Consider the following 22,065-nt stretch of genomic DNA (forward strand, 5'->3'; position numbering starts at 1 on the left):
TTGTGGCCATTATGCACAGCGTTTGCCTTGCATCAAGAGTGGCGACCCTGACATACCGCGAATCGCCTCAATGAAAGCTTCTCAATTCTTTATTTCCACCCTCAAAGAGGCACCCGCTGATGCGGAAGTGGTCAGCCACAAGCTAATGATGCGCGCTGGCATGATCAAAAAATTAGGCGCCGGCATTTACACCTTGATGCCGATGGGCCTGCGCGTGGTGCAGAAAGTTGAGGCCATCGTGCGTGAGGAAATGAACCGCGCGGGGGCTGTAGAGCTGTCAATGCCGGTGGTGCAGCCCGCTGAGCTGTGGCAGCAAACCGGCCGTTTCGGGTCGATGGGGCCGGAGTTGCTGCGCATCGCTGACCGTCACGGCAACGACTTTGTAGTGCAACCGACCAGTGAAGAGGTGGTGACCGACATTGCGCGCCAAGAGATCCGCAGCTACAAACAGTTGCCGAAGAATTTTTACCAGATTCAGACCAAGTTTCGCGACGAACGCCGTCCACGGTTTGGTTTGATGCGCGGGCGTGAGTTCGTCATGAAAGACGCCTACAGCTTTGACCGTGATCAGGCAAGTGCCAAGGCCAGCTACCAAGTGATGGCCAAAGCCTATCGACGCATTTTTGACCGCTTTGGCCTGACCTACCGCGCCGTGGCGGCCGATAGCGGTGCCATTGGCGGCGATTTGAGCGAAGAGTTCCAGGTAATTGCCGCCACCGGCGAAGACGCCATCGTCTACTGCCCCACGAGCGACTACGCAGCCAACATGGAAAAAGCCGAAGCGCTGGCGCCTGTCGACCCGCGCAAGGCGGCGTCGCAAGCGATGGTTAAAACGCCAACACCTGGCATGGCAACCTGCGCGGATGTCGCAACATTTCTCAACATCCCGCTGTGGAACACCGTCAAATCACTCGTGCTGGCCACCGACGAGACCAACGTAGCCGGTGAAGTCTGCAAGACACAGGTCTGGTTGCTGCTCTTGCGCGGCGACGACAGCATGAACGAAGTCAAGGTCAGCAAGGTGCCAGGACTCGCTACCAACCGTCGCTTTGCCACCCTGGCCGAGATTGACGAGCACTTTGGCTGCGAGCCTGGCTATCTGGGGCCGTTGGGCTTGAAAAAGCCTGTCAAACTGGTGGTTGACCGCGAAGTCGCCGTTTTGGCCGACTGGGTTTGCGGTGCCAACGAGGCTGACTTTCATATCACCGGTGTGAACTGGGGCCGCGACCTGCCAGAGCCCAACTTGGTCGTGGATATTCGCAACGTGGTAGCGGGCGACCCTTCACCCGACGGGCTGGGCGTGTTGGCCATCGAACGCGGCATTGAGGTGGGTCACGTGTTCTACCTCGGCACCAAGTACAGCCAGGCGATGAAAGCGACCTTTCTGGATCAGAACGGCAAACCGCAATTCATGGAAATGGGTTGCTACGGCATCGGTATCACTCGTCTTCCCGCCGCTGCCATTGAGCAAAACCATGACGAGCGCGGCATCATCTGGCCGGACGCACTGGCGCCGTTCACCGTGGTCATCTGCCCGATCAATGCGGAGCGTTCACCGGACGTCAAGGCCGCCTCCGATGCGCTTTACGCTGAGTTGATGACGGCTGGCGTGGATGTGATGCTGGACGACCGTGGCGAACGCCCAGGGGCCATGTTTGCCGACTGGGAACTGATCGGTGTGCCACACCGGGTGAATATCGGTGACCGCGCTTTGAAAGAAGGCAATGTGGAGTACCAGCGCCGCCGCGAAGCAGCCGCTACCGCTGTGCCACTGGCCGATATCGCCAGTGTGCTACTGGGCAACCTGAAGGTGTGAGTGCCATTTTTGCGTTCGGAGCATCCCACCCCGGCGGTTTGGTCGGAGGTGCTGAGGTGATGTCATGACTACCCGGCGTCTGGTTTTATCCAGTGTTTTAAGTCTCCAGCCCCTATCTGTAGGGCTTAGTATGCTATTGACTTCGAAGCAATCGTTGGCTGGTGGACAGCTTGAGGAGCCCTTGGCTGATTCGGTGCGCACAGCCTTGAGTTCGGCCATTGCCAATACCGCGCCGCCAGTACCGGTGTTTTATGACACCGAATCGCGATTGGCTTATTTGCGCTGGCTGGGTGCCCAGAGCGATCGCCTGAGCAGAAAAAAAGCCGACTTCACCACCCGCAAGGAATTTTTGCAGACTGTCTGGTACGAGAGCAAGCGCGCTGGGTTGGACGTGTCGCTGGTATTGGGGTTGATTCAGGTGGAGAGCAATTTTCGCAAGTTTGCAGTGAGCCGGGCGGGCGCGCGCGGCTACATGCAGGTGATGCCTTTCTGGACCCGGGTGCTGGGTGACGGCAATGCGTCGAACTTGTTTCACATGCAGAACAACCTGCGTTTTGGCTGCGTCATCTTGCGCCACTATCTGGAGCGCGAGCGCGGCGACTTGTTTTTGGCGCTGGGCCGCTACAACGGCTCGCGTGGGCGCGCACCGTACCCGAACGCGGTGACCTCAGCGCAGCGCAACTGGGTCACCGCCTAAAACCGGGGCAACTCAGGCGCTTGTGCCCAGAGCCTGCTGCAGCTCGCCGGATTCGTACATTTCCATCATGATGTCGGAGCCGCCGATGAATTCACCCTTGAGGTAAAGCTGGGGAATGGTTGGCCAGTTGCTGTAGTCCTTGATGGCTTCGCGCACTTCTGCATCTTCGAGCACATTGACGGTGGTGATGGCTTTCGGGTCCACACCGCAGGCTTTGAGGATTTGCACCGCCCGGCCCGAAAAACCGCACTGGGGAAAGGTCGCTGTGCCTTTCATGAACAGCAGAATCTCGTTTTGTTTAACCAGATCGTCGATGCGTTGTTGGGTGTCGCTCATGGGGTGTCCTGAAATAAGTGTGAACGCGATTATTTCATTGTCGGCGCCAGCCGAGTGCTGGATAACCCTCATGTGACTGGGGTTGCGGCCGGGCAGCGTGGCCTGGCTTCAGTAGTGTGGCGGCAGTTCGTCGCGCAGGTTGCGTGGCCCAGCCGCTCCTTCAGTGGGCGTTTGCTGGCGCAGCCACAGCAGGTCCTGGGTTAGCCGGTCAATCTGGTCTTGCTGGCGGATGATGATTTGGTCGAGTTTGTCCAGCAGGTCTTCAGAAAAACTCGCTTTGATTTCCAGGTTGGTCAGGCGATCTTGCATCGTGTGGGGAGTGGTCATGGGCTGGGGGAAGTGAGGTGGGAGGGTCGGTGGTCGGCTGGCGGGAACGGTGCAAACGGCTCAAGCCATGGCCCTTGATCAGTCGTAACAGGGTTTTTGGCCACCGGTACAGCGCGCAATGCCTGCCAAATCGTTGCGCGACTGAACCGAAGTGAAGCCTTGCTGTGCCAGCAAGTGTTGCACTGCAACTGCGTGGTCGAAGCCATGTTCCAGCAGCAGCCAGCCACCTAGTTTGAGGTGCGCCAACGCGGTGGCGACGATGTGGCGAATGTCGTCCAAGCCATCGACGCCACTGGTCAGGGCCTGGGTGGGCTCAAAAGTCAGTGCCGCCAGATGCGGGTCGTGTTCGGGGATGTAGGGCGGGTTGGAGACAATGCAGTCAAACGCTGGCGCGTCTGCTGGCAGCGCGGCCAGCCAGGCACCCTGGCTGAAAGACACCTCAAGTTGCAGGCGCTGCGCATTGGCTTTTGCCACGGCGAGGGCTGCAGCGCTTTGGTCCGTGGCCCACATCTGAAGTGCGGACCGGGTGGCTTTGAGCGCCAGCGCAATGGCGCCGCTGCCAGTGCCCAGGTCCAGCACGCGCGGCGCTGGGTTTGCAGGGTGATTTGCCTGCGGGGCAGTTGCGCCAACGGTGGCCTGATGGCAGTCTGGCAAGACCTCTAGCGCCCAGTCCACCAGGGTTTCAGTGTCGGGGCGCGGCACCAGTACGTCTGGGGTGACGTGTAACGCCAGACCGTAAAACGCCTTGCTGCCGGTGAGGTAGGCCAGCGGCTCACCCTGCGTGCGGCGTAGCGCCAGCGCTTGCAACGCAGGGACACATTGCAAAGGCAGCGGATCGGTGTCGTGTGCCATCAGCCAGCCGCGCTGCGTCGGGGCGATGCCGAGCACGTGCAGCAGCAACAGCTGGGCATCGAGCCGCTCCAGACCCCGGCTTTGCAGTGCCGTCAGGGCTTGGTCGATGCTGGAGTTGGCGAGTAGAGACATTTAAAATACTATATTAAACGTAGCTACCAGCGCTTTATGCATAAGGGCTGGAGCAAGATTTTCCATATAAAACATCAGGCATTGAGCTCCAGAGCTGCCAGCTGCTGCGCAGCCTCATGGGCTTGCAGCGCGTTCACCACGTCGTCTAGGTCGCCTTCCATGATGCTCAGTAATTTGTACAGCGTCAGGTTGATGCGGTGGTCGGTCAGGCGACCCTGCGGAAAGTTGTAGGTGCGGATGCGGTCGCTGCGGTCGCCGCTACCGACCAGGCTTTTGCGCTCGGCGGATTCTTTGGCGGCGCGCGCGCTGCGCTCTTTTTCCTGAATGCGCGCGGTGAGCACTTTCAGCGCCTGGGCTTTGTTGCTGTGCTGGCTGCGGCCATCCTGGCATTCAGCGACGATGCCGGTGGGTAGGTGAGTGATGCGCACCGCCGAGTCGGTTTTGTTGATGTGCTGGCCACCGGCGCCGCTGGCGCGGTAAGTGTCGATGCGCAAGTCAGCCGGGTTGATTTTGATGGCCTCGGCTTCATCCGGCTCGGCCATCACCGCCACGGTGGCGGCGCTGGTGTGGATGCGGCCCTGGGTTTCGGTCACCGGCACGCGTTGCACGCGGTGGCCGCCGGATTCGAACTTGAGCGCGCCATAGATGCCGGCGCCGCCAGGCGTGTCAGTGTCCTTGCCTTCAATACGCAGTACCAGCTCCTTGTAGCCGCCGAGTTCACTGAGCGATTGGCTGATCACCTCATGCTTCCAGCCCTTGCGGTCGCAGTAGCGCAGGTACATGCGCGCCAGATCGGCGGCAAACAAGGCGGATTCGTCACCCCCGGTGCCTGCGCGGATTTCCACAAAGGCCGGTCGGGCGTCGTCGGGGTCTTTGGGCAGCAGCATGCGCTGCAACTCGGCTTCGAGCTGTGCCAGTTCTGCGGTGGCGGCGTCGACTTCCTCTTGCGCCATGGCCAGCATGTCGGCATCGTCCGCGGCGTCTTTGAGCATCTCTTGGGCGCTAGCCATGTCAGACTCGCGCTGCTGGTAACGCAACCAGCGGCTGGCCACTGCCGCCACCTCGGTGTGTTCGCGCGAGAGCTTTAAAAATTGCGCCATGTCGCCCATGATGTCTTGGCGCGAGAGCAAAAATTCAAGCTCCCCGAGCCGATCGGCGTAGCGGTCAAGTTGCTGGTGGAGAAACGGTTTCATGGTCAGGGCTCGGGTGAGGTGCATGCCCGGATCGGGTCGCAGGGCGGTTCAGGTCGATGAGGGCAGAGCCACTGGGTGCCCCCACGTTTAGGGCAATGCGAGGATCGGGTTCAAGCGCAATGCTGATCGCCCGGTGGCCCAAGCGCGGCCAGTTGGCGCTGTTAGCGGCGCTAGCTAACGCTCTTTGCGCAAAAAGAAGTGATGCACCGCTGAGCTAGCGCGGTCGCGCGCGGCGGAGTCACCGGCGCGCAATTCGGCCATAGCGCCATGCAGCATCTTTTGGGTGATGCCTCTGGACATGGCCTCGAGCACCGTGTCGATGTTTTCACCCTTAAGCAGCAGCTTGCGGGCCCGCGCCATTTCAGCAAAGCGCCATTCGTCCGCCTGGGCGTTAAGCGCCTGAATCAAAGGAACCGTGCTGCGCTGCTCCACCCAATGTAGAAAGTTTTGCACGCCGACGTCGACAATCGCTTCAGCCTGCGCGACAGCGGCCTTGCGGCTGGCCTGGGCGGTTTGCACCACACCAGCCAGGTCATCCACCGTGTAAAGGTAAACGTCTTCGAGTTCCTTGACTTCAATTTCGATGTCGCGCGGCACGGCCAAGTCCACCATGAACATCGGGCGGCGGCGCCGTTTCTTCAAAGCGCGCTCGACCGAACCCAAACCAATCAGCGGCAAGGTGCTGGCGGTGCAACTCACCACCGCGTCAAATTCATGCAGCCGATCAGGTAGGTCGGCCAGGCACATCACCTCGGCGCCGAATTTGCGGGCCAGCTCTTCGCCACGCGACAACGTGCGGTTGGCAATCACCATGCTTTTGGGGTTTTTGGCGGCAAAGTGGGTGGCGCACAGGTCGATCATCTCGCCAGCACCGACAAACAAAATCTTGACTTCGTTGAGGTTTTCAAACAGCTGACCCGCCAGGCGAACCGCCGCAGCTGCCATGCTGATCGAATGCGCGCCAATTTCTGTCGAGGTGCGCACCTCTTTGGCGACTGCAAACGAACGCTGAAACAACTGGCTGAGCGTGGTGCCCATCGACCCGGCAGCTTCGGCAGCACGCACCGCGTCTTTGAGCTGGCCCAGAATCTGCGGCTCGCCCAGCACCATGGAGTCCAGCCCGCTGGCCACACGAAAAGCGTGGCGCGCTGCCATGCCGTCAGTCAGGGTGTAGGAGTGCGCGCGCAGCACATCAGCAGAGACGCCGCCGCATTGCGCCAGCCAGTCCATTGTGTGCTGAAGCTGGGGGTGTTCGCAGGCGCAGTAAATTTCTGTGCGGTTACAGGTTGAGATCAGGGCCGCTTCGGGTTGGCGGCTCAAGGCGCCACGCAAAGCATGCAAAGTGGGAGCCACCTGGTCGATAGCGAATGCGAACCGACCTCGCAGATCAAGCGGTGCGGTGGTGTGATTAATGCCTAAAGCCCAAACTGCCATCGTGTAATTATAAAATCAACTCAATGATTTTCCAAGAGTGTCAACTTATATTGACTGATTGTTGTCGCTGATGGGCATCCTGGCTGCTGTCAACCATGTGATCAATTTTTTTGCGCCCGCAATTTGGCTCGCCTTACTGCTGCCACTGTGTGCCCGATTGTTCTTGAAAAAAAAGGCGGCAGCGCGCACTATAACTTCTCAAGTTGCTCTGCATTTGATAGTGGGTGGTGTGGCGCTGCTGGTGGGCATGCTGGTGTTCGGACGCGATGGCAAAATGCTTACCTACCTGGCGCTGGTGTTGGCCGCTGCCAGCACCCAGTGGTGGTTGTCACGTCGGTGAGAGCAGGTCAACGCTATCGGTGATGATCGCGTCGATGCCCAAGTCTATCAATCGCAGGGCTTCAGTTGCATCGTTCACGGTATAGCTCAGCGTGCGCAGACCTGCTTTTTTGGCTTGCGAGACAGTTGCCGCGTCCCATAGCGTGTGGTCACAGACCACTGCCACGCAACCCAGCCGCTGCGCGGTTTCCAACCAGCCATCCCAGAGTGCTTCGAGCAACAAGCCGCGCGGCAAATCTGGCTGCGACTGCAGGGCGCCTTCAAGCGCTGGAACTTCAAACGAGGTCAACAGCGGTGGCACGACCGCACCGTGCCAAAGTCGGGCAGCATGTCGTGCAACAACCTGGCCTGTGTGGTATTCGGTGCCGGGGCTGGGCTTGATTTCGATGTTCAGGTGAAAACCGTTGTGCCGGCAGTAGCGGGCAATGGCTTCAAAAGTGGGTAAGGTCTCGCCGGCAAAGGCGCGTGAATGCCAACTGCCCGCATCCAGCAGCGACAAGGTGCCCCACGGGTGCTCACCCGCCACCGTGCTCAGACCACTGCCCAAGGCGGTTTCAGCGTTGGTAGTGCGCTTGAGCGTGTGATCGTGCAGTAGGAAAGGCACGCCATCGGCGCTAAGTCGGACGTCGCACTCAAACATGCGGTAGCCGTGCGCGGCACCGGCCCGAAACGCCGCCAGCGTGTTCTCTGGGGCGAGCTTGCCTGCGCCGCGGTGCGCAATCCAGCGCGGGTAGGGCCAGGGCAGGTCATGCAGGGTGTTTTTCATGATGGTAGGTCCTTGCGTTTGCCGCTTGTCGCGTCAAAGTGGTGAATCTTTCCGGGTCGGGGTGTCACAAACAGGGTTTGCCCCAGGCTGGGGGCGGCGTTGCATTCTTCGGTGCGGATGATCACCAGTTCTTCAGCCTGGCCATGCAACCAGCGGCCATAGGTGAGGCGCTCGGCGCCGAGCATCTCTACCGCTTCAACGCGCAGGCCCCAGCCATCCGGGGTGATGTCCAGGTGTTCGGGCCGCACGCCGACGATGGTGCCCGGTGGCGCACTGGGCGCGTCTTTGAGCAAATTCATCGGCGGCGAGCCCATGAATCCGGCCACAAACGTGCTGGCCGGGCGGTTGTAAACCTCTTCGGGCGTGCCAAATTGCTCCATCTCCCCTGCATTCATTACCATCATGCGCTGCGCCAGCGTCATCGCTTCGACTTGGTCGTGGGTGACAAACAGGCTGGTGATGCCCAGTTCACGGTGCAATTTCTGGATTTCAAGGCGGGTCTGGGCGCGCAGCTTGGCGTCGAGGTTGCTCAAGGGTTCATCAAACAAAAAAACCCGTGGCTGGCGCACGATGGCGCGCCCCATGGCCACACGCTGGCGCTGGCCGCCAGAGAGTTCGCGCGGCTTGCGCTGTAAAAAGGGGCCGATCTCCAGAATTTTGGCGGCCTTGTCAACGCGCGCCTGAATCTCGGCCTTGGGGACTTTGGCAATCTTCAGACCATAGGCCATGTTCTCAAACACGCTCATATGCGGATACAGCGCGTAGTTCTGGAACACCATGGCAATGTCGCGCTCAGACGGCTCCAGGTTGTTGACGACCCGGCTGCCAATCGAGATCTCGCCGCCGCTGATTTCTTCCAGCCCCGCAACCATGCGCAACAGGGTGGACTTGCCGCAGCCGGAAGGGCCGACGATGACGACGAACTCGCCGTCATGGATCACCGCGCTGACCCCGTGGATGACTTGGTTGGCGGCTTTGCCCATGCCGTAGCGCTTGAGGACGTTTTTGAGTGTGATGGAGGCCATAAATTTAACCGGTCTGTCCCGCAATCCCTTGATCAGTTGGTAACAGAGCAAATTTGCTGCGCAAATCTTGGTCTGTCACGCAAGCAAGTTTATTTCTCTGTATCCACCAGCCCTTTGACGAACCACTTCTGCATCAGCATCACCACCAGCGCGGGTGGCAGCATGGCCAGAATGGCGGTCGCCATGACGATGTTCCACTGCATTTCGGAGTCGCCGCCGGAAATCATGCGCTTGATACCGATCACCACCGGGTACATGTCCTCACTGGTAGTGACCAGCAGCGGCCACAAATACTGGTTCCAACCATAAATGAACTGAATCACAAACAGTGCCGCAATCGAGGTTTTGGACAGTGGCACCAACACATCCCAGAAAAAACGCATCGGCCCAGCCCCGTCCATGCGCGCCGCCTCCACCAGTTCTTCAGGCACCGTCAGAAAGAACTGCCGGAACAAGAAGGTGGCGGTGGCCGAGGCGATCAGCGGAATGGTCAGGCCAGCGTAGCTGTTGAGCATGCCCAAATCGGATACCACCTTGTAGGTCGGGCCAATGCGCACCTCCACCGGCAACATCAGCGTGATGAAGATCGCCCAGAAGAAAAACATGCGAAACGGAAAGCGGAAATACACGATGGCAAACGCCGACAGCAAAGAGATGGCGATTTTGCCAATGGAGATGATCAGCGCCGAAATCAGGCTCACCGTCATCATCCGCGCCACCGGCGCTTTTGAGCCTGAGCCACCGCCGGTACCGTTCAGCGCCGCTGTGTAGTTATCTATCAAATGCCCGCCAGGCAGCAGCGGCATGGGGGTTTGCACAATCGCTTGAGAGGTTTGGGTGGACGCCACAAAGGTCAAGTACAGCGGAAACGCCACCACCAGCACGCCCAGCACCATCACCGCGTGTGACAGAAATGTCAAAAAGGGGCGGCGTTCAACCATGGGATTGCCGCCGCGCCGGGCTGCCCCAAGCAAGACACGTCTCCCGCTGGGGGCAGCGCAGTGCACGAAGTGACAAGCGTGGGGGTGACATAGTTCAATAATTCACTTTCTTCTCGACGAAGCGGAACTGCACCACAGTGAGCGCCACCACTATCACCATCAGCACCACCGATTGCGCGGCCGAGCCGCCCAGGTCCATCGCCTTGAAGCCGTCGAAGTACACCTTGTAAACCAGAATCGCCGTATCTTTGCCCGGGCCGCCTTGCGTGGCTGCGTCGATGATGGCGAAGGTGTCAAAAAACGCGTAGACGATGTTGATCACCAGCAGGAAAAACGTGGTGGGGGACAGCAGCGGGAACACGATGGTCCAGAAGCGCCGCCAAGGTCGGGCACCGTCAATGGCCGCCGCTTCGATCAGGGATTTTGGGATGCTCTGTAACCCGGCCAGAAAAAACAGGAAGTTGTACGAGATCTGCTTCCACACCGCTGCCATCACCACCAACGTCATGGCGTGCCGACTGTTGAGCAGGTGGTTCCAGTCGATGCCCAAAGCGCGCAGCCAGTACGACACCACGCCCACGCTGGGCGCAAACATAAACAACCACAACACGCCCGCCACAGCAGGCGCGACGGCATACGGCCAGATCAGCAGGGTCTTGTAAGCCAGCGCGCCTTTGACGATGCGGTCGGCAAATACGGCCAACAGCAGCGACAGGCTGATGCCCAGCACCGCCACCAGGCTGGAAAAAATGGCGGTGGTGTAAAACGACGCCAGATAGGTTTCATCGTTGCACAGGTTGCGGAAATTTTCCAGCCCAACCCAATCCACCTGGGTACCAAAGGCATCCGACTGCTGCAGCGACTGCACCAACGCTTGTCCGGCGGGCCAAAAGAAAAAAATGGCGATGACAGCCACCTGGGGCGCTATGAGCACCCAAGGCAGCCATCTGGAACGGAAAAAGACGCGCTTTTCCATAGGGGGTCAGAGGGGCAGAAACGGCGCTAGTTTCGCTGTGAATCTGCCCCGTAGGCCGCATCCAGGCTGTGGCCGGTCATGGCTTGTTGGGCAGGTCATGGGCCTCATTTGCCTTTGTTGGCCTTCTCAAACCGCTCCAGCAACACATTGCCGCGTGTCACGACGGAGTCCAGTGCCTCTTTGGCAGACTTCTTGCCACCCCAGACCTGCTCCAGTTCTTCGTCCTCAATGGTGCGGATCTGCACATAGTTGCCCAAGCGGATGCCGCGTGACTTTTCGGTTACTTTGCGGATCATCTGGTTCACCGCCACATCGGTGCCCGGATTCTCGTTGTAAAAGCCCGATTTCTCGGTCAACTGGAACGCCGCTGTGGTGATGGGCAGGTAGCCGGTACGTTTGTGGCTGGCAGACTGCACTTGCGGACTGGAAATGTAATTGAAAAATTCAGCGACAGCTTTGTACTCATCAGCCTTCTTGCCGGCCATGACCCACAGGCTGGCGCCGCCAATCACGGTGTTTTGCGGCGCCCCGGGTACGTCCGGGTAATAAGGCAGCGGTGCCAGACCAAAGTTGAACTTGGCGTTCTTCTTCACATTGCCATAGAAGCCGCTTGAGGTGGTGATCATGGCGCATTCGCCCGAGACAAAGGTGGCCTCGGGTACGTTGGCGCGGCCCTTGTAGACAAACAGGCCCTGTTTGGCCATGTTGGCCAGGTTGTCGATGTGGCGCACGTGCAGCGGTGAGTTGATCTTCATGCGCGCATCCAGCCCGGCCAAGCCGTTGGACTTGGTGGCAAACTCCACGTTGTGCCATGCCGAGAAGCTTTCCAGCTGAGTCCAGCCCTGCCAGGCAATGGTCAGCGGGCACTTGTGGCCATTGGCTTTCAGTTTGGCCGCCGCCAAGGCCACTTCAGGCCAACTGCTGGGGGCTTTGCTGGTGTCCAGACCGGCGGCCTTGAACGCATCCTTGTTGATGTAAAACACGGTGGTAGAGCTGTTGAACGGCATGCTCAGCATCTGGCCGTTGGGTGCGGTGTAATAGCCGCCCACAGCTGAAATATAGGCCTTGGGATCAAACTTCTGCCCGGCGTCTTTCATCACCTTGGCCACCGGCACGATGGCGCCCTTGCTGGCCATCATGGTGGCCGTGCCCACTTCAAACACCTGCAGGATGTGCGGTGCGTTGCCGGAGCGAAACGCTGCCACGGCGGCGGTCATCGACTCGTCGTAGGAGCCCTTGTAGGTGGGGACAATCTTGTAATCGGTCTGGCTGGCATTAAAGCTCTTGGCCAGATCATTGACCCATTCTCCATTCACCGCTGTCATCGAGTGCCACCACTGGACTTCGGTTATGGCGTGAGCAGACAGGGCCGACATGGCGGCAAAAGCTGCCGCTACGAGTTTCAGTTTCATGCTTTTCTCCTGGAAGTTAAATCGTGCAGCATATGTAAATCGTGTGAAACGCCCGTGACGTCAATATGGCAGTGTGTAAACATTGATTAGACGCAGATTTGGCTCAAACAGGCATCAGGGTTTCCATCAGGGCAGGCATGTTTGAATCAGCCGCAATGAAGCCACTGGCGAGATCATTCTGAAACCCAAGAATGATGATCAGCGCAAAGCGCGACCTAAATGAACTGTTTCGGTTGATACGTAAAACCCATTTACCGAGGACTTCATACCACCGCGAGACGATGCGTCACGCCCCAACCCCGTTCGCTATCTCGGCCATCACTCAGGCTGAACTTCGTGACGGCCAAGCCTGAATGGTGGCAGAAGACAAACGCCGGCGCAGCATCGATTTGATACTCCGGCAACTCACGGCGCTGCCCTGGCCTGCCGCTACCGCCGACATTTACAGCGACATCAAGTCACAGAACAAGCACCAAGGTACTCCCAAAGGCGATCTTGGCACCCAAATCGCCGCCCACGCCCTGGCCGAGACGCTGCCTCCGGTCACCCACAACACCCGCTATTTTGAAAAGATTGCGGGTCTGCAACTTGCAAACCGGATGGCCCCAAGCCTGCAGTAGGGTAATGCTGCGCTGCGGTAACATCGCCTGCCCAGCCCAGACGCAGCTTTCACAGGCCGTTGAACCGCCGTTTGGGCGGCCATCACAACACCCATGAACGCTCCCACCCAGATCACGTCTTTGTTGCCTGCGGATGCCAGCGCGCCGCACGAGCCGCAGCGTATTCGCGAAATCCCGTACAACTACACCTCGTTTTCTGACCGCGAGATCGTCATTCGCCTGTTGGGCGCGTCCGCCTGGGGCTGGGCGAACCAGTTGCGTGAAGAGCGCCGCACCGGCCGCTCGGCACGCATGTTGTATGAGGTGCTGGGTGATATCTGGGTGGTGCAGCGCAACCCCTATTTGCAGGACGACTTGCTGGACAACCCGAAGCGTCGCGTCTTGCTGGTGCAAGCCTTGCAGCACCGCCTGGGCGAGATCGAGAAGCGCCGCAACCCGGACGCTGACCTCGAGCGCGACGCGCTGGTGGGCCAGCTGCTGGGCGCAGCCGTCAAGGCGGTGCAGGCTTTTGACCAGAATTTTGTTGAAACCGCCACGCTACGGCGCAAAGCGCAGCGCCTGCTGGTCAGGCTCACCGCCAAAGACAACATTAAGTTTGACGGCCTATCCCGCGTCAGCCATGTGACTGATGCTACAGATTGGCGAGTGGAATACCCGTTTGTGGTGCTCACCCCAGACACCGAGGCCGAGATGGCGCATCTGGTGGCCGGCTGCATTGAACTGGGTTTGACCATCATCCCGCGCGGCGGTGGCACTGGCTACACCGGCGGCGCCATTCCGCTGACCTGGAAAAGCGTGGTGATCAACACCGAAAAGCTCGAAGCCATGTCCGAGGTGGAAATGCGCACGCTGCCCGGGCTGGACCATGAGGTGGCCACCGTCTGGTCAGAAGCCGGTGTGGTGACGAATCGTGTGGCACATGCTGCCGAGCGCGCCGGTTTTGTGTTTGCGGTGGACCCGACATCGTCTGAAGCGTCTTGCATTGGCGGCAACATCGCCATGAACGCTGGCGGTAAAAAAGCCGTGCTGTGGGGCACCTCGCTGGACAACCTGGCCAGCTGGCGCATGGTGACACCGCAGGCCGAGTGGCTGGAGGTGACCCGCATCAACCACAACATGGGCAAGATCCATGATGTGGACGTGGCCAGTTTTGAGCTGCAGTATTTCAAGGCTGACGGCAAAACCAAGCTGCGTAGCGAACGCCTGGACATTCCTGGCAAAACCTTCCGCAAAGAGGGCCTGGGCAAGGACGTGACCGACAAGTTTTTGAGTGGCCTGCCTGGCATCCAGAAAGAAGGCTGCGACGGCCTGATCACCAGCGCGCGCTGGGTGGTGCACCGCATGCCTGCGCACACCCGCACGGTTTGCCTGGAATTTTTTGGCAATGCCAAAGACGCGGTGCCCAGCATCGTCGAGATCAAAGACTTCATGTTTGCCGAGCAAAAGCGCGGTGGCGTGCTGCTGGCCGGGCTGGAGCACCTGGATGACCGTTACCTGAAGGCTGTGGGCTACGCCACCAAGAGCAAGCGTGGCGCGCAAGGCGGCGGCTCCAGCAGCAAGGTGCCCAAAATGGTGCTGTTTGGCGACATTGCAGGGGACGATGCTGACGCCGTGGCGCGTGTCACCAGTGAAGTGGTGCGCATTGCCAACTCCCGCAGCGGTGAAGGCTTCATTGCTATCAGCCCTGAAGCACGCAAGAAATTCTGGCTGGACCGCAAACGCACCGCGGCGATCTCCAAACACACCAACGCCTTCAAGATCAACGAAGACGTGGTGATTCCGCTGCCGCGCATGGCCGAATACACCGACGGCATTGAGCGCATCAACATCGAGCTGAGCCTGCAGAACAAACTGGCGCTGTGCGACGCGCTGGAAGATTTCTTCAAACAGGGCCATCTGCCGCTGGGTCGCCAGGACGATGCAGGTGATATTTCTGCCGCCGAGATGTTGGAAGACCGCGTGGCCCAGGCGCTGGAACTGCTGGCTGAGGTGCGCACACGCTGGTCGGGTTGGCTGCGCGACGTGGAGCCCCTGTTTGACCAACTACAAGACCACACGCTGCGGGCCAGCTGGAAGACGCAGATTCGTTCACCGCTGCAGCAAATTTTCAGTGGCCAGGCGTTCGAGCCGATCCTGAAAGAATGCAACACGATTCACCAGCGTGTGCTCAAAAGCCGGGTTTGGGTGGCCCTGCACATGCACGCCGGAGACGGCAATGTGCACACGAACCTTCCGGTCAACAGCGATGATTACCCGATGCTGCAGGCGGCACACCGTGCCGTCAAACGCATCATGACGTTGGCGCGCAGCCTGGGTGGCGTTATTTCTGGCGAGCACGGCATCGGCATCACCAAGCTGGAGTTTTTGACCGATGCCGAGCTGCAGCCGTTCATCGACTACAAGGCCCAGGTGGACCCCGAGGGGCGCTTTAACAAAGGCAAATTGCTACGAAATACAGAGCTATCAGCGCATATAGATAAAGGGCTAGAGGCTGATTTCTTATATGCCGACCTGACCAACGCCTACACCCCCAGTTTTGGCCTGATGGGGCACGAATCGCTGATCATGAGTCAGTCAGACATTGGCGCCATTGCTGACAGCGTCAAAGACTGCCTGCGCTGTGGCAAGTGCAAACCGGTGTGTGCCACCCACGTGCCGCGCGCCAATTTGCTGTATTCGCCGCGCAACAAAATTCTGGCCACCTCTTTGCTGGTGGAGGCGTTTTTGTACGAAGAGCAAACCCGCCGTGGCGTGTCCATCAAGCACTGGCAGGAGTTTGAAGACGTGGCCGACCACTGCACCGTGTGCCACAAGTGCCTGTCGCCGTGCCCGGTGGACATCGACTTTGGCGACGTAACCATGGCTATGCGCAACCTGCTGCGCAAGATGGGCAAAAAGAGCTTCCGCCCTGCCGGGGCAGCCGCCATGTTTTTGCTTAATGCCACCAACCCCGAGACCATCAAATTGGCGCGCTCGGTGATGGTCAATGTGGCTATCAAGGGCCAGCGCCTCGCGGCGAATGTTCTGAAACTGCCGGGCCGCAAGCAAACCAAGGCGCCGCCTGCCACCCTGGGCCCAGCGCCGATCAAAGAGCAGATCATCCACTTCGTCAACAAAAAGCTGCCCGGTGGCCTGCCCAAAAAGACCGCGCGCGCCTTGCTGGACATTGAAGATAAAGACTACGTGCCGATCATTCGCAACCCGCAAACCACCACCTCGGAGACCGAAGCGGTGTTTTACTTCCCCGGTTGCGGCTCGGAGCGGCTGTTCAGCCAGGTGGGTCTGGCCACACAAGCCATGCTGTGGCACGCCGGGGTGCAAACCGTGCTGCCGCCAGGTTATTTGTGCTGCGGCTATCCGCAGCGCGGCGGCGGCGAGTTTGACAAGGCTGAGAAGATGATCACCGACAACCGGGTGCTGTTCCACCGGGTTGCCACCACGTTGAACTACCTCGACATCAAAACCGTGGTGGTGAGCTGTGGCACCTGTTACGACCAGTTGCAGGGGTATGAGTTTGACCAGATATTCCCCGGCAGCCGCATCATCGACATCCACGAGTACCTGCTGGAAAAAGGCATCACCCTGGCCAACGCCGGTGCCTTTTTATTCCACGACCCGTGCCACAGCCCGATGAAGCTGCAGGAGCCGCTGAAAACCGTCAAGGCCTTGTTGGGTGACCAGGTGCTGCTGTCAGACCGCTGCTGTGGTGAATCGGGCACGCTGGCGCTGAACCGGCCCGATATTTCCACCCAGGTGCGCTTCCGAAAAGAAGAAGAAATCCTCAAGGGCGAGGCGCAGTTGCGCCAGCAAGCCGGTGTGGGAGCCAAGGACAACCTCAAAATCCTGACCAGCTGCCCCGCCTGCCTGCAAGGCCTGAGCCGTTTTGGCGAAGATTTGCAAAACGGCCTGCTGGAGGCCGACTACATCGTCGTCGAGATGGCCAACCAGATTCTGGGCGACCAATGGATGCCTGACTACGTCAAGCTGGCCAACAGCGGCGGCATTGAGCGGGTGCTGGTGTAAGCCCTCGCTGCCAGACCCCAACACAAGGAGATTTTCCATGGCAGGTTTGAAAGCCGGTAGCCCGCACCCCGAAGACATCACGGTGCACAGCGCCTCCAAGGTGCTGGAGGTGAGCTTTTCAGACGGCGCGAGCTTTCGCATTCCATTCGAGCTGATGCGGGTGTGCTCCCCCTCAGCCGAGGTGCAGGGGCACGGACCGGGGCAGGAGACCCTGCAGACTGGCAAGCGTGAGGTGACCCTAACCGCGTTGGAACCGGTTGGCAATTACGCGGTGCAGCCGACGTTTTCTGATGGTCACACCACGGGTCTGTACACCTGGGAATACCTGTATTTTCTGGGTTCGCAGCAAGACAAGCTGTGGGCGGACTATCTTGCCCAGCTTCGGGCCGTCGGTATGGACCGCGATGCCCCGATGCCCGGAAAAGCCGCCAGCAGTTGCGCCACGCACTGAGGCGTTTACCTGCCGCGTTAATCGCCTAGGTTTGACTGGGCAGGCGGTCGGCATCTGTGTCTGGCAGTGAATGGGTTGGGGTGGCAGCCCCCGACTGTCAAAGGCGCAGAAATCGGCCGCTACCGCAAACCATCAGCCGCTCGAAATGACAGCCCGGGCCAATGCCGGCGAGTAGTTCGCTAGCGGCTCACAAAGCCTAACCCGGTTGCGTCCATCCTTTTTGGCCCGATACAGGGCGTCGTCAGCGTGCCTGTGTAGAGCCAGGCCGTCTTCGCCATGAACGGGGTACAGCGCAAGGCCAAGGCAGCACGATATGCGCACGGTGTGCCCCGCCGCAATAAACGGTTGCTCCAGAGTGGCGCGGATTTTTTCAGCCACGGCCAAGGCTTCTTTCTCCCCAGCGACGTTGCGCAGCAGCACAACAAACTCATCTCCGCCGATGCGCGCAACGGTGTCGGAATCCCTGACGCAACCCACCATGCGCTGCGCCACCTCTTTCAGCAGTGCATCGCCCACCAGATGGCCAAATTGGTCATTCACCGGCTTGAACAAGTCCAAGTCCAGGGCCATCAGTGCCGAGCTACACCCATCGCGTTCAGCGCTGGATAAGGCGTTTTGCAGCCGGTCAGAAAACAGCGCTCGGTTCGCCAGCCCGGTCAGGCTGTCATGGTGGGCCATGTGCCGTATTTTTTCCTCCGTCGCCTTGCGCTCGGTGATGTCGACAATAAAGCCGCTCCACGTTGCAGGCGTTTCTGGCGCCGTGGGGCTTGGCCTTGATTCAATATGCAGCCATTTCAGTTCCCCTTGCGGGGTGATGATCCGGTGTTCGAGAATCAGCCCGGTTCCAGCCTTGTTGCACCTATTGTCTTCATCGCGCACCAGGCACCGGTCATCGTCATGCACAAGGGTCCATAACTTACCTGAGTCAGCGATGATTTCTTCGGCGTCAACACCGTAGATTTCCTTGCACCTGCGGTTCATGTAGGTAAACCGATTGGTGCCATCGGGGTTCAGCACGTAGTCATACAACACAGCGGGAACTGTTTCGGCCATTCGTTCAAATCGCTGTCTGCTTTTCTTTAGTAAGTTCTCGTTCCGTTTGCGCTCAGTGATGTCCTGAACTGTTCCGACCATTGACGCAACTTTACCGTTGCGGCCATGCGTCAGTTCTCCAATGTGACGAACCCACCCGGTCTCGCCATTTGATTTGCGAACGATTCTGTATTCGTGGTTGAACGACGTCCGCTGACCAAGCAGTTTTTTCCTCAAGGATTGCCCGATCATCTCGGCATCCTGCGGGTGCACAAGGTCGATCCATCCTTGAAGGCTCCTGACATAGCCCTTGTCTATGCCAAAAATATTGTCGAGTTCCTCCGAAGATTTCCAAAGCAGCGACCGAACATCAAGTTTGTAGGAACCGATGCAGGCGATTCGCAAGGACTCCTTCAGAAGGAAGTTGCTTTTTTTGAACATTTCTTCAGCGTTCATTAGCCGATGATCGTAGTGAAACATGTGTCCTGCGCCATTCCTAAATGGAGGTAACGACGTTGAAGTACCCGTAACCAAGCACGAAGTTTTCCGACCTCTATGGGTCGTTTGCATCAAGTCGCCGATGTGAGTTGACTGTCTGTTTGCTGCCTGCGCTTGACCTGCCGCAACCCCAGAGAACCCAGTCACGCCGCCTGCCTCGTGCAACCACATTAAGCTTTTTTGGCTTCTTTCCCTTATTCAATAAAGGTTAGAAGCTATTGTTTTTAACGTGACCAGCTTGTAATACGACCAACTGGCCAGCCGTAAAAACTCAACCGGTATTGCGCAACCCCGCAGCAATGCCGTTGATCGACATGTGAATGCCGCGTTTGATGCGCTCGTCGCCCACGCCAGCGCGGTAGCGGCGCACCATTTCCACCTGCAGATGGTGCAGCGGGTCGATGTACGGGAAGCGGTGGCGAATGGAGCGTTGCAGTGCAGCGTTGTGCGCCAGGCGCTCTTTGTCGCCGGTGATCAGCGCCAGCGCCTGCGTGGTGCGCTGCCACTCCTGCTCGATGGCGGAAAAAATCGTCTTGCGCAATTTGCTATCAGTGACCAGTTCGGCGTAGCGCGTGGCCAGCGCCAGGTCACTTTTGGCCAGGACCATGTCCATGTTGGAGAGCAGGGTTTTGAAAAACGGCCATTGCTGCTCCATATGTTGCAGCAACTGAAGCCGTTGTTTATGGGTCTTGGCGGGTGTTTTATCACCCAGCGGCTGTAGAAACTGTTCCACCGCCGAGCCAAAGCCAAACCAGCCCGGCAGCGTCAGGCGGCACTGGCCCCAGCTAAAGCCCCAGGGAATGGCGCGCAGGTCTTCAATTTTCTGCGTGGCCTTGCGTGAGGCCGGGCGTGAGCCGATGTTGAGCTCGGCAATCTCACGGATCGGTGTGGCGGCAAAAAAGTAGTTGGTGAATCCAGGGGTCTCATAAACCAGCTTGCGGTAAGCGGCCATGCTCGCTATTGACAACTCGGCGGCGGCTTCCAGATAGTCGCTCGGGGCGGCCTGGGTGGGGTGCAGCAGCGTGGCCTCAAGCGTGGCGGCCACCAGGGTTTCCAGGTTGCGCCGCCCGATCTCAGGGTTGGCATATTTGGAGCCAATCACCTCGCCCTGTTCGGTCAGGCGGATCTGGCCGCGTACCGTGCCCGGAGGTTGCGCCAAGATGGCCTCAAAGCTCGGGCCACCGCCGCGTCCGACCGTGCCGCCGCGGCCGTGGAACAGGCGCAATTGGATGAATTGGTTGTTATCAGGCGTTGGATGGTTGCGGTTGATCTCGTCAAACACCTCCACCAGCGCGATTTCGCCGCGGTACAGCTCCCAGTTGCTGGTGAAGATGCCGCCGTCTTTGTTGCTGTCGGAATAGCCGAGCATGATGTCTTGCTCGCCATATTGTTCGGCGTTGCCGCGTTGCACCAGCGCCAGCACGCCGGGCAGGGCGTAAAAGGCTTGCATGATGCCGCCGGCGTTGCGCAGGTCGTCAATGGTTTCGAACAGGGGCACGACGATCAGGTCGCAGATGGCGTTGCCTTCGCTCAGGGCGCCACGCATCAGCCCGACTTCTTTTTGCAGCAACATCACTTCAAGCAAGTCGCTGACCGTTTCAGTATGGCTGATGATGTAGTGGCGAATGGCTTGGGCACCGAATTGTTCGCGCATGGCTTTGGCGGCTTCGAACACGCCAATTTCGCTGCGCGTGTGCGCACTGTATTGCGCGCCCATCACCCGCAGGGGGCGCGCTTCATTGAGCAGCGACAGCAGCAGCGTGCATTTGGCGGCTTCGTCCAGCGCGGCGTAGTCTGGGGTGACGCGGGCGGTGGCCAGCAACTCGGCCAGCACGGCTTCATGTTGGTCAGAGCTCTGGCGCAAGTCCACCGTGGCCAGATGAAAGCCAAACACCTCCACCGCGCGTATCAGCGGCTGAAGGCGCTGGGTGACGAGTGGCAGCGCGCGTTGGGTCAACAAGCACGCTTCTATGGTGCGCAAATTCGCCAGAAACTCTTGCGCACTTGGGTAGGGGTTTTGAGGTGCCACAGCGTGGCGTGCTGCCTCGTTGCCGGTGAGGTCCTTGAAGGTGGCTGCCAAGCGGGAATACATGCCAATCAGCGCGCGGCGGTAGGGCTCGTCTTTGCGGTGCTGGCTGGTGTCGGCAGAGCGTTCTGCCAGGGCCTGCATCTCGGGCGAGAATGCCAGCAGCAGGGCAGACTGCGACAAATCAGCGCCCAGCAAGTGAAGCTCGGTGAGGTAGTGGTGGATGGCTACGTCGGCCTGGCGGCGCAAGGCATGCTCCAGCGTCTGTGCGTTGACGTTGGGATTGCCGTCGCGGTCGCCGCCAATCCACTGGCCCATGCGCAGGAAGTTGGCGACGGGCTGCTTGCCCAAAGCTAGCTCCAGGTGGGCGTAAATGCGCGGAATTTCGCGCAGAAAGGTCGCGTGGTAGTAGCTCAGCGCGTTGTCCACCTCGTTGGCGACGGTGAGTTTGCTGTAGCGCAGCATGCGTGTTTGCCACAGTTGCAGCACGCGGGCGCGCAACTGGGCCTCGTTGTTGGCCAGCTCGCGCGGCGCCAGCGCATCGTTGGGAACCTTATAGGCCAAGGCCTGCGCCATGATGTCATCTCGCTGGGCCAGAAGTCGGGCGATGTCACGCTCGGCGTCCAAAATGCTTTTGCGCTGCACCTCGGTGGGGTGGGCGGTGAGCACTGGCGAGACAAAGCTGTGCGCCAGCATCTGGCTGATGGCTTCTGTGGTGATGCCACCGTCGGCCAGGCGCTGCAGCGTTCTGGCGATGCTGCCTTCGCGCACGTCGCCCATGCGCTGGTGCATCATGCGGCGTCGAATGTGGTGGCGGTCTTCGGCTAGGTTGGCCAAGTGGCTGAAATAGGTGAAGGCGCGCACCACGCTGACGGTTTTGTCGCCGCTCAGGGAGGTGAGCAGCTTGCTCAGCGTCTTGTCGGCCTCATGGTCGGCGTCGCGGCGAAAAGCCACGGATAGCTGGCGTATCTGCTCAATCAGCGCAAAAGTCGCCTCGCCCTCCTGCTCACGAATGACATCGCCCAGAATGCGCCCGAGTAGCCGGATGTCTTCAATCAGAGGTTGCTCGGTGTTTTTTGGGCTGGATTTGGCGCGGGGCGGGCTGATTTTGGTCATATTGGGTCCGGAAGTGGGTGCGCTCTGGGCAAGCAGGACTCATGCTAGCATTC

18 protein-coding genes are annotated in these 22,065 nt (G+C 59.4%); 6 read left to right on the forward strand and 12 right to left on the reverse strand.

The genetic code is table 11. From position 1 onward, the window contains the following. Positions 1 to 70 precede the first annotated feature (70 nt). Positions 71 to 1,816, forward strand: a complete 1,746-nt coding sequence (locus BLL52_RS09150; RefSeq protein WP_075586383.1) for a proline--tRNA ligase — start codon at positions 71 to 73, stop codon at positions 1,814 to 1,816. Positions 1,817 to 1,946: 130 nt separating this feature from the next. Next, entirely contained in the window at positions 1,947 to 2,513 is a 567-nt protein-coding gene (locus BLL52_RS09155; protein ID WP_241839097.1) for a lytic transglycosylase domain-containing protein, read from the forward strand. Between the two features lie 12 nt (positions 2,514 to 2,525). On the opposite strand, the gene grxD is transcribed toward BLL52_RS09155, so the two are convergent. From grxD to hemA, 5 genes are all read right to left on the reverse strand, one after another. Beyond that, positions 2,526 to 2,849 (reverse strand): Grx4 family monothiol glutaredoxin, encoded by a 324-nt coding sequence (grxD, locus tag BLL52_RS09160; RefSeq protein ID WP_075586385.1) that lies wholly within the window; start codon positions 2,847 to 2,849, stop codon positions 2,526 to 2,528. Positions 2,850 to 2,957: 108 nt separating this feature from the next. After that, the gene (locus BLL52_RS09165; protein ID WP_075586386.1) at positions 2,958 to 3,176 is read right to left on the reverse strand and encodes a SlyX family protein; all 219 of its coding nucleotides are present in this window, start codon (positions 3,174 to 3,176) and stop codon (positions 2,958 to 2,960) included. Positions 3,177 to 3,254: 78 nt separating this feature from the next. After that, positions 3,255 to 4,160, reverse strand: coding sequence for a peptide chain release factor N(5)-glutamine methyltransferase (gene prmC, locus BLL52_RS09170; protein ID WP_075586387.1), 906 nt, complete (start codon positions 4,158 to 4,160; stop codon positions 3,255 to 3,257). A gap of 74 nt (positions 4,161 to 4,234) precedes the next feature. Then, the gene (prfA, locus tag BLL52_RS09175; protein WP_075587161.1) at positions 4,235 to 5,353 is read right to left on the reverse strand and encodes a peptide chain release factor 1; all 1,119 of its coding nucleotides are present in this window, start codon (positions 5,351 to 5,353) and stop codon (positions 4,235 to 4,237) included. Positions 5,354 to 5,527: 174 nt separating this feature from the next. After that, positions 5,528 to 6,787 carry a glutamyl-tRNA reductase gene (hemA, locus tag BLL52_RS09180; protein ID WP_075586388.1) on the reverse strand — a complete coding sequence of 420 codons (1,260 nt, stop codon included), beginning with the start codon at positions 6,785 to 6,787 and terminating at the stop codon, positions 5,528 to 5,530. Positions 6,788 to 6,845: 58 nt separating this feature from the next. Here hemA and BLL52_RS09185 point away from each other — a divergent pair, with 58 nt between their 5' ends. Continuing rightward, positions 6,846 to 7,127: a hypothetical protein gene (locus tag BLL52_RS09185; RefSeq protein WP_241839098.1), complete on the forward strand. Its 282-nt coding sequence runs from the start codon at positions 6,846 to 6,848 to the stop codon at positions 7,125 to 7,127. Here the strand turns inward: BLL52_RS09185 and ugpQ are convergent. The 5 genes from ugpQ to ugpB all read right to left on the reverse strand — a co-directional run bounded on the left by ugpQ (position 7,116) and on the right by ugpB (position 12,246). Next, positions 7,116 to 7,892 (reverse strand): glycerophosphodiester phosphodiesterase, encoded by a 777-nt coding sequence (gene ugpQ, locus BLL52_RS09190; protein ID WP_075586389.1) that lies wholly within the window; start codon positions 7,890 to 7,892, stop codon positions 7,116 to 7,118. The genes BLL52_RS09185 and ugpQ overlap by 12 nt on opposite strands. Continuing rightward, on the reverse strand, positions 7,889 to 8,917 hold the full coding sequence (ugpC, locus tag BLL52_RS09195; RefSeq protein WP_075586390.1) for a sn-glycerol-3-phosphate ABC transporter ATP-binding protein UgpC: 1,029 nt from the start codon (positions 8,915 to 8,917) through the stop codon (positions 7,889 to 7,891). Before ugpC ends, ugpQ begins: the two co-directional genes overlap by 4 nt. Before the next feature lie 89 nt (positions 8,918 to 9,006). Further along, the gene (gene ugpE / locus BLL52_RS09200; protein WP_075586391.1) at positions 9,007 to 9,858 is read right to left on the reverse strand and encodes a sn-glycerol-3-phosphate ABC transporter permease UgpE; all 852 of its coding nucleotides are present in this window, start codon (positions 9,856 to 9,858) and stop codon (positions 9,007 to 9,009) included. A gap of 94 nt (positions 9,859 to 9,952) precedes the next feature. After that, positions 9,953 to 10,834, reverse strand: a complete 882-nt coding sequence (ugpA, locus tag BLL52_RS09205) for a sn-glycerol-3-phosphate ABC transporter permease UgpA (RefSeq protein ID WP_075586392.1) — start codon at positions 10,832 to 10,834, stop codon at positions 9,953 to 9,955. A 104-nt stretch (positions 10,835 to 10,938) separates the two neighbouring features. Then, on the reverse strand, positions 10,939 to 12,246 hold the full coding sequence (gene ugpB, locus BLL52_RS09210) for a sn-glycerol-3-phosphate ABC transporter substrate-binding protein UgpB (protein ID WP_075586393.1): 1,308 nt from the start codon (positions 12,244 to 12,246) through the stop codon (positions 10,939 to 10,941). A gap of 353 nt (positions 12,247 to 12,599) precedes the next feature. Here ugpB and BLL52_RS09215 point away from each other — a divergent pair, with 353 nt between their 5' ends. The 3 genes from BLL52_RS09215 (at position 12,600) to BLL52_RS09225 (ending at position 17,340) form a co-directional block, all read left to right on the forward strand. Then, complete coding sequence (locus BLL52_RS09215) at positions 12,600 to 12,866, forward strand: type II toxin-antitoxin system VapC family toxin (protein WP_075586394.1); 267 nt, start codon at positions 12,600 to 12,602, stop codon at positions 12,864 to 12,866. Between the two features lie 93 nt (positions 12,867 to 12,959). Next, positions 12,960 to 16,889, forward strand: a complete 3,930-nt coding sequence (locus BLL52_RS09220; RefSeq protein WP_075586395.1) for a DUF3683 domain-containing protein — start codon at positions 12,960 to 12,962, stop codon at positions 16,887 to 16,889. A 37-nt stretch (positions 16,890 to 16,926) separates the two neighbouring features. After that, complete coding sequence (locus tag BLL52_RS09225; RefSeq protein WP_075586396.1) at positions 16,927 to 17,340, forward strand: gamma-butyrobetaine hydroxylase family protein; 414 nt, start codon at positions 16,927 to 16,929, stop codon at positions 17,338 to 17,340. 132 nt (positions 17,341 to 17,472) lie between these two features. On the opposite strand, the gene BLL52_RS09230 is transcribed toward BLL52_RS09225, so the two are convergent. Beyond that, on the reverse strand, positions 17,473 to 18,828 hold the full coding sequence (locus BLL52_RS09230) for a sensor domain-containing diguanylate cyclase (RefSeq protein ID WP_158025685.1): 1,356 nt from the start codon (positions 18,826 to 18,828) through the stop codon (positions 17,473 to 17,475). Positions 18,829 to 19,141: 313 nt separating this feature from the next. After that, positions 19,142 to 22,012: a phosphoenolpyruvate carboxylase gene (ppc, locus tag BLL52_RS09235; protein ID WP_075586398.1), complete on the reverse strand. Its 2,871-nt coding sequence runs from the start codon at positions 22,010 to 22,012 to the stop codon at positions 19,142 to 19,144. Positions 22,013 to 22,065: the final 53 nt, after the last annotated feature.

The sequence above is a fragment of the Rhodoferax antarcticus ANT.BR genome (genome assembly GCF_001938565.1).
GTDB classification, from domain to species: Bacteria; Pseudomonadota; Gammaproteobacteria; order Burkholderiales; family Burkholderiaceae_C; genus Rhodoferax; species Rhodoferax antarcticus.

Excerpts from the sequence above, each read along its gene's own strand:
- BLL52_RS09150 (WP_075586383.1), top strand. The coding sequence starts at position 71 with ATGAAAGCTTCTCAATTCTTTATTTCCACCCTCAAAGAGGCACCCGCT.
- BLL52_RS09155 (WP_241839097.1), top strand. The coding sequence starts at position 1,947 with ATGCTATTGACTTCGAAGCAATCGTTGGCTGGTGGACAGCTTGAGGAG.
- grxD (WP_075586385.1), bottom strand. The coding sequence starts at position 2,849 with ATGAGCGACACCCAACAACGCATCGACGATCTGGTTAAACAAAACGAG.
- BLL52_RS09165 (WP_075586386.1), bottom strand. The coding sequence starts at position 3,176 with ATGACCACTCCCCACACGATGCAAGATCGCCTGACCAACCTGGAAATC.
- prmC (WP_075586387.1), bottom strand. The coding sequence starts at position 4,160 with ATGTCTCTACTCGCCAACTCCAGCATCGACCAAGCCCTGACGGCACTG.
- prfA (WP_075587161.1), bottom strand. The coding sequence starts at position 5,353 with ATGAAACCGTTTCTCCACCAGCAACTTGACCGCTACGCCGATCGGCTC.
- hemA (WP_075586388.1), bottom strand. The coding sequence starts at position 6,787 with ATGGCAGTTTGGGCTTTAGGCATTAATCACACCACCGCACCGCTTGAT.
- ugpQ (WP_075586389.1), bottom strand. The coding sequence starts at position 7,892 with ATGAAAAACACCCTGCATGACCTGCCCTGGCCCTACCCGCGCTGGATT.
- ugpC (WP_075586390.1), bottom strand. The coding sequence starts at position 8,917 with ATGGCCTCCATCACACTCAAAAACGTCCTCAAGCGCTACGGCATGGGC.
- ugpE (WP_075586391.1), bottom strand. The coding sequence starts at position 9,858 with ATGGTTGAACGCCGCCCCTTTTTGACATTTCTGTCACACGCGGTGATG.
- ugpA (WP_075586392.1), bottom strand. The coding sequence starts at position 10,834 with ATGGAAAAGCGCGTCTTTTTCCGTTCCAGATGGCTGCCTTGGGTGCTC.
- ugpB (WP_075586393.1), bottom strand. The coding sequence starts at position 12,246 with ATGAAACTGAAACTCGTAGCGGCAGCTTTTGCCGCCATGTCGGCCCTG.
- BLL52_RS09215 (WP_075586394.1), top strand. The coding sequence starts at position 12,600 with ATGGTGGCAGAAGACAAACGCCGGCGCAGCATCGATTTGATACTCCGG.
- BLL52_RS09220 (WP_075586395.1), top strand. The coding sequence starts at position 12,960 with ATGAACGCTCCCACCCAGATCACGTCTTTGTTGCCTGCGGATGCCAGC.
- BLL52_RS09225 (WP_075586396.1), top strand. The coding sequence starts at position 16,927 with ATGGCAGGTTTGAAAGCCGGTAGCCCGCACCCCGAAGACATCACGGTG.
- BLL52_RS09230 (WP_158025685.1), bottom strand. The coding sequence starts at position 18,828 with ATGAACGCTGAAGAAATGTTCAAAAAAAGCAACTTCCTTCTGAAGGAG.
- ppc (WP_075586398.1), bottom strand. The coding sequence starts at position 22,012 with ATGACCAAAATCAGCCCGCCCCGCGCCAAATCCAGCCCAAAAAACACC.